General features: G+C 40.4%; 5 protein-coding genes. All 5 read right to left on the minus strand.

The window, feature by feature from the left end:
• Positions 1 to 1,283, minus strand: a 1,283-nt coding sequence (gene eno, locus JWP71_RS14345) for a phosphopyruvate hydratase (protein ID WP_299501270.1), incomplete at its 3' end; no start/stop codon positions are given.
• 168 nt (positions 1,284 to 1,451) lie between these two features.
• A complete protein-coding gene (locus JWP71_RS14350; protein WP_299501273.1) occupies positions 1,452 to 2,015 on the minus strand; it encodes a PAS domain S-box protein in 564 nt (187 codons plus the stop codon).
• Positions 2,016 to 2,094: 79 nt separating this feature from the next.
• Positions 2,095 to 3,351 carry a metallophosphoesterase family protein gene (locus tag JWP71_RS14355; protein ID WP_299501275.1) on the minus strand — a complete coding sequence of 419 codons (1,257 nt, stop codon included), beginning with the start codon at positions 3,349 to 3,351 and terminating at the stop codon, positions 2,095 to 2,097.
• Positions 3,352 to 3,411: 60 nt separating this feature from the next.
• The gene (locus tag JWP71_RS14360; RefSeq protein ID WP_299501277.1) at positions 3,412 to 4,512 is read right to left on the minus strand and encodes an ABC transporter permease; all 1,101 of its coding nucleotides are present in this window, start codon (positions 4,510 to 4,512) and stop codon (positions 3,412 to 3,414) included.
• Positions 4,513 to 4,581: 69 nt separating this feature from the next.
• Positions 4,582 to 5,346, minus strand: coding sequence for an ABC transporter ATP-binding protein (locus JWP71_RS14365; protein WP_299501280.1), 765 nt, complete (start codon positions 5,344 to 5,346; stop codon positions 4,582 to 4,584).
• Positions 5,347 to 5,832: the final 486 nt, after the last annotated feature.

A 5,832-nucleotide genomic window follows, 5' to 3' on the forward strand; every position in this document is an offset into this window, starting at 1 on the left:
AACTTAAAGTTCTTGCCGATAAATTTAGCGTTAGCGCCTAATTCTTCTTCTATACGTAACAACTGGTTGTATTTAGCTATCCTGTCTGAACGTGAAAGCGAGCCGGTTTTAATTTGTCCGCAATTTAATGCTACGGCTAAATCAGCAATAGTGCTGTCTTCAGTCTCGCCGCTACGGTGACTCATTACCGAAGTATAACCATGTGTTTGCGCCAGGCTAACCGCGTTAATAGTTTCTGTTAACGATCCTATCTGGTTAACTTTTACCAGGATGGAATTAGCAGTATCTTCGTCTATACCTTGTTGTAAACGGGTTACGTTGGTTACAAACAAATCATCACCTACTAACTGTACTTTATCGCCAATACGCTCGGTTAATAATTTCCAGCCGGCCCAGTCATCCTCGGCCATACCGTCTTCAATAGATATAATAGGGTATTTTTCTGCCAGCTGAGCCAAATATTCTACTTGCTCTGCACTGGTACGGATAGCACCTTTTGCACCTTCAAATTTGGTATAATCATATTTACCATCAACATAAAACTCAGATGCAGCGCAATCAAATGCCAAACAAATATCAACACCCGGTTTGTAGCCTGCTTTTTCAATCGCTTTTAAAATGGTTTCAACACCATCTTCGGTACCTTCAAAAGTTGGGGCAAAACCACCTTCATCACCAACAGTAGTTGTTAAGCCACGGTCATGTAAGATCTTTTTAAGGTTATGAAAAACTTCTGTCCCCCAACGCAATGCTTCAGAGAAAGATGACGCGCCAACCGGCATAATCATAAACTCCTGGAACGCGATAGGCGCGTCGGAGTGTGAACCGCCGTTAACAATGTTCATCATCGGGATAGGCAAAGTATTCGCATTTACACCACCAATGTAGCGGTATAAAGGTTGGCGGCTTTCCTGCGCGGCAGCTTTGGCAGCGGCAAGCGAAACACCTAATATAGCGTTAGCGCCTAATTTACCTTTGTTAGGCGTACCATCTAATTCGATCATTATCTTGTCGATACTGTTTTGATCGAATACGTCGATACCCTGTAATTCTTTAGCTATAACATCATTTACGTTGGCAACAGCTTTTAAAACGCCTTTACCCATGTAAACCGCTTTATCATCATCACGCAACTCAACAGCCTCATGGATACCTGTTGATGCACCCGAAGGTACAGCGGCACGGCCCAAATAGCCATTTTCGGTTAATACATCTACTTCAATAGTAGGGTTTCCGCGCGAATCAAGGATCTGGCGGGCGTGAACATCAATTATTAAACTCATTTTATTTGCAATTTATTGGTTTCCGACTTAGTGTGAATAGTACACTTAAATCGTTTAGTTTTTCAAAGATACAATTTCAAATAAATAAGTGGGAAATAACTTTAAGATTAACATAAATTTAATGTTACAGTCCATTACCATAGGGGTTTTACCCGGGTGTTTTAGCTATTACCTTTTAATTTCAGTAACGGCGGTAGCCATAATCATTATATGATCTTCTTTACCTGATATCACATGAGATGTGATCCTCACCTGTATTTGTGTGCCGTCTTTTTTACAATGTGTCCAAACACCGAAGTCATTATAGGCGCTTTTTATATTTCTCACTGCGGAGTATGCTTTTCCCACGTCAGCCTTAGGCCGGATATCAAGCATAGTCATGTTTTTAAACTCCTCCAGGGTATAGCCATAATTAACTATTGCTGCATTATTAACAGCCGTAAAATTAAAAGTGCGCCGATTGCATATCCACATGGGCGAAGGGTGAGCTTCAAAACAACTGCGGTATTGCTTCTCACTCTCTTGTAACCGGCTGTTGTATAATAAAATAAGTTTATATAATATAAAGCCGGTTAAGATAACATAGCAAAACCCTTTTATGCTGCTTATAAACAGAATGGAAGAAACACTCATTGCGTCCCCCATCACAATTAATAGTTTATCACTTAAAATAATCCATAAAAGACCAGATACTGTATAAATTGCGGCTATTTTAAAGGCACCAGATTTCATTAACAAGGTTTAAACGGCAAGCGTGTTAAGCCATTTATACGGTAACAAATGAAAAAAGATAGCCAAATATTACCTGATGTTAATCTTTAATCAGTTTGAAATAATCAACCGGGGTACCTTGTTTGTCAAACACCTTATACTCAATGGTATTACCCTCGATGGTCATTTCAGAATAGGTATATATTTTTTGCCGTGGTGTAAATAGCATATCGGGCATATCCCAGCCACCTGCACCTTGTAATGACCCGCCGCTTGAACCATTGTTTACATAAACAGTGCCCTGGGGTTTGTTGTAAACGTGCATATCGGCCTGCTCAAATATTTGGGCGCCCTTTATAGCTTTATGCCTTTCGTACACATGGCGATGGCCCGCTATGTACAGGTCCACCTTATATTTATCAACCAATGGCTGTATATGATTTTGCCAGGTTTGGATATGGCTCACACCAAAAGCAAACAATGGATAATGCGAGTACATAATTATCCAATTAATATTTTTGTCTTGCCTTGCATTTTTTAGGTCAGTTTCCAACCACTTATATTCTTCAGAATTTTCTGCAAACAAAACCTTGCCCACTTTTTCGGCCCCCTGCGCGTAACCGGAATTGATAGCGATAAAATGCGCATTACCATAATTGTACGAATAGTTCAACTGATTCCCGGGCAAATTCATCAACTCAAAAAATATAGGGAAAGGGCGCTGAAAGATTTTCGATGTAGTATCATTCACCACATCATGATTACCGGGTACCGACATTAACGGCGTATTTGCGTTAACAAGCTGCCCCGTATTAAAATAGCCGTTCCAGCTTTTGGCGACAGAGCCGTTCTCTACAATATCGCCGGTATGGATAGTAAAATTATAAGTATTCTTGCTTAATTGCTTTACTATGGTGTCTGTTTGTTCGAAATTGAGATTGCCGCCGTTATTCTGCGTATCACTCCATAAGCCGATGAATATTTTTGATTTGTCACCTTCGGCAGGGGCCGTTTTAAATTTATATACCGCGCTCCATCCGTTCTTATCCGACCCTGCTTTATAAAAATAATAGGTTGCAGGTTTCAGATTTTGGATGGTGGCTTTACTAACATAAGTTTTAACGCCCGATGAAAAAGCTTCAACAGCTGCTACCGTTTGATCTAAGTTTTCAGCCCGGGTTCCATATTTAACAACGCCGTTATCGGTATTATCATTTAACCAGGTAACAGCCATGGCGGTTGCTGTTGCTTTTTTGCCGGTGCCATTCCAGCTAATATGTATACCGCGTGGTTGGGCATGTGATATAACAATTTGAAATGACAGGAAAATTGCTAATAAGAAAAATGAAAATTTCATATCACATTATTTATTTGTCAATTAAAATCAAAAACAATCCAACAAATCCTTAAATCGTGTTTACTCCCATTTAAACGTTTTAACCGCCACAAAATATATCCCCACGCCCCAAAGGCACAGAATTAATATTTGATGCGATACATCCATCAGGCTTGCACCCTCGAATGCTACTTTACGCATGGCATCATTTAAATAAGTTAACGGCAATGCCCTGCTGATAGGTTGCAACCATGCCGGGAACACATTAATAGAAAAGAACGTACCCGATAGTAAAAACTGCGGCAGCGTTATCATATTAGCGATAGGCGGCACCGTACTTTCGTTTTTAGCTATGCCTGATACCGTAAACCCAAAACCCATAAAAACGACGACCCCAATAAAGGAGAGTATGAGCATATCTATCACCGTGAGAAACCCGTGAACCAGCGTAAAACCAAAAGCAAAGTGCCCAATGGTAATAATAAATAAAGCACCAATTAAAGCGAAGGATATACGTGCCAACGCCTCACCAATTACAATGCTATAGCGTTTTACCGGCGTGGCAAAAAAGCGTTTTATAACCAGCGTTATCCGCAGGCTTAAAAAAACGAAAGCCGTGCCAAACACGCCTGTACTTAATAAGGAGAACCCCAGCTGTCCTGGTAAAATAAAGTCGATAGTTTTATACTCGCGGCTTTGTACGGTCGACTCTTTTATGATAGCAACCGGCGGTGGGGCATCAGGCACGTGCGAATTAATTACGAAAAAAATATTATTTAAAGCCGATTTCAGAATACTGATCTTATCGCCAGATGCTTTGCTGGATTGAATATTCACCGTAAAATAAGGGGGCGCGGTATTTTTTTGGATATTCATTATCGCATCAATGGTTCCCTTTTTTAGGTTAGCTTCCATTTGCCGCGGAGTTTGATTGTATATTAAATGTACCACGCTTATTTTTTTCAGCGCCTGGTAAACAGGGTTAATGGTATCATTGGTTTTAGCTACGCCAACATCAACAGAAATAACACTCCCTCCGCTGATAAAGCCAAACACCAATATAAATATCAACGGAAAAAGTAATGTAAACACTACGGATGATGGGCTGCGTATGATGGAACGGAAACTGGCCGTTGCAATAGCCAGGGTTGCTTTAAAATTACTATATGGTTTATCTGTCATTGGGTTATTTGTCATTAGTCATTGAGTCATTATTGGTTGCTAACTGCAAACCGAAAACTGCCAACTGGCCTATTCTTCCCGCCACTCTTTACCGGTCATGTTAATAAACACATCTTCCAGGTTAGCCAGTTTCACTTCCTTTTTTCTTTCGAAGCCGGATTCAACCAGTTTATCAATAAAGTTATCCGGTGTATCTACACCTATTATATTACCGCCATCAACAAAGGCAACGCGGTCGCAAAGCACCTCGGCTTCGTCCATATAATGGGTGGTGATAACAACGGTAGTGCCCTGGTCGCGTATGTCGCGTATCAGGTCCCATAAGTTACGGCGCGCTTGCGGGTCGAGGCCTGTTGTAGGCTCATCCAAAAACACTATACGCGGGTTATTAATTAAAGTGGTGGCGATTGAGAACCGCTGCTTTTGGCCACCCGAAAGTTCTTTATATTTTGATTTGGCTTTATCCGTCAATGCTACTTTTTCCAGCATTTCCATTGGGCTGCGCTCAATCCCGTAAAGGCCGCAAAAAAGATTAATCAATTCGGTAAGATTTAGGTTTGGATAATAGCCCGCGGCCTGTAGTTGTACGCCTATGCGCTTTTTAATACTGGCGGCATCGGTTTCTATATTAAACCCATCAACCGTTATCTCGCCGGATGTTTTGTCGCGCAGGGTTTCAATAATTTCGAGGGTGGTGGTTTTGCCGGCGCCGTTTGGGCCCAGCAAGCCAAATATTTCGCCCTCATATACTTCAAAGCTAATGCCCTTTACGGCCTTAAAATCGCCATAGTTTTTCACCAGGTTTTTTACAGTGATAATGGGTTGTTTTACCATAGCGTAAAAATGGTATAGAAAATTGGAATATCAATGATTTTTTAACGGATTACTGTTTTTATTACAGTAATCCGAATAAACATAGGTAGGTAACTATTTATTTTACTAAATGACCTAATAAATGGATTGCTGCAACGGCATGAACAATAAACTTGGTTATGGTTATCATTGCAGGTACGGTTAATAAAGTTGTCATAGTTAGTGATGATTTATAGGACAAATGTGGCCTCAAAATCAAAATTCACACATAGTTATTAGGTAAAACGGGGGATATTGTCGGTGAATGGGTGGAATTGATCCGTTATCCGGCGGTTAAAAAGGAGATTGTGGATTAGGTGTCGGTAAATTTCTTTTCCGCGCGTCATTGCTGTAAAGGTCAGATAATTCGGTAACAGAATTAGCTTTAAAGAATAAAGCTAAAAGTTATGCGGAATATAAACAACGATCTTACTCTAAAACGTAATTACCTTAGTAAGTACCGATTTT

Source organism: Mucilaginibacter sp., assembly GCF_028287845.1.
In the GTDB taxonomy this organism is placed as follows: Bacteria; Bacteroidota; Bacteroidia; order Sphingobacteriales; family Sphingobacteriaceae; genus Mucilaginibacter.